General features: G+C 69.6%; 1 protein-coding gene. It reads left to right on the top strand.

What is annotated here, in order from left to right; translation table 11 throughout:
• Window positions 1-57: 57 nt before the first annotated feature.
• On the top strand, window positions 58-1,496 hold a 1,439-nt coding region (locus tag FQ755_RS00005), incomplete at its 3' end, for an amino acid adenylation domain-containing protein (protein WP_313957399.1).

Genomic DNA, 1,496 nt, shown 5'->3' on the forward strand with positions numbered 1-1,496 from the left:
CGAGCGGATCACGGATTTTCATCGGTGGTGGGTCGGGTGAGTGCGAGAGCGGCGCAGATGGGTCATGCGCGCGCGGTGGTATGCGAGGGCGAGTCGCTGTCGTACGAGAGGCTGGAAGCGTGGTCGAACCGGATCGGGCGGCGGCTGAAGGCGCTGGGGGTTCAGGCCGAGCAATGCGTGGGCCTGTGCGTGGAGCGTTCGGTTGGGCTGGTGGCAGGGCTGCTCGGCGTGATGAAGTCGGGCGCGGCGTTCGTGCCGCTGGACCCGTCGTACCCGGAGGCACGTCTGCGCGACATGATGGAAGACGCCGGGGTGCGGCGCGTAGTGGCCGACGCGGGCAGCGTCGCGTCGCTGGGTGACCTGCTGGCGGACTTCGAGGTGGTGTTGATCAGCGACGTGGAGGGCGAATCGCCCGACGCGTGGCAGGAGCCGGTGCATGCGGACCAGCTCGCGTACGTGATCTACACGTCGGGCTCGACGGGCAAGCCGAAGGGCGTGGCGATCAGCCACGGTTCGCTGAGCCTGCACATGGACGACTTCCTGCAGACGTACCAGATCACGGAAGCGGACCGTCAGTTGCAGTCCTCGACGATCAACTTCGACGTGTCGCTGCACGAGATGCTGCCGGCACTGATGAGCGGTGGCCAGGTGGTGATGCGTGGTCCGCAGCACTGGGACCTGGAGACGATGAGCCGTCGGCTGATCGAGGAGAAGGTGACGTTCTCGCGGATTCCGACGGCGTACTGGCAGCAGTGGCTGCGCGAGCCGCCGGCGGCCTCGGACCTGTCGCTGCGGCAGATCACGGTGGGCGGCGAGGCGCTGCCGGGCGACGCGCTCAAGCAGTGGCGGCGGGGGCCGCTGGCGCACATCCGGCTGGATAACCTGTACGGGCCGACCGAGACGACGGTGGCGTGCGTGTACCGCGAGACGCAGGACGAGGACACGGATCACGTGGCGGCGCCGATTGGCGCGCCGTACCCGTCGCGCAGCGCGTATGTGCTGGATCTGGATGGCAACGAGGCACCGGTGGGTGGGCTCGGGGAGCTGTGCATCGGCGGGGCGACGCTGGCGCGGGGCTACCTGAAGCGGCCGGGGCTGACGGCGGAGCGGTTCATCCCGGACCCGTTCGAAGGCAATGGCGGGCGGCTGTACCGCACGGGCGACCTGTGCCGGCGGCAGGCAGACGGGACGATCGAGTTTCTGGGTCGTCTGGACCAGCAGGTGAAGCTGCGGGGCTTCCGCATCGAGCTGGGCGAGATCGAGGCGGCGCTGCGCAGTGCGCCGGGCGTGCGCGATGCGGCCGCGGAGCTGCGTGGCACGGAGGCGGGCAAGCGGCTGGTGGGCTATGTGGTGGGCGAGGTCGACACGGCGCAGGTGCGTGCGGTACTGGAGTCGAAGCTGCCGGGGTACATGGTGCCCTCGGCGCTGATGGTGCTGCCGGCGCTGCCGCTGATGCCCAATGGCAAGCTGGACAGGAAGGCGCTCCCCGAGCCGGA

Origin of the sequence: Paraburkholderia sp. BCC1885 (genome assembly GCF_900996235.1) — a bacterium.
Classification (GTDB): domain Bacteria; phylum Pseudomonadota; class Gammaproteobacteria; order Burkholderiales; family Burkholderiaceae; genus Paraburkholderia.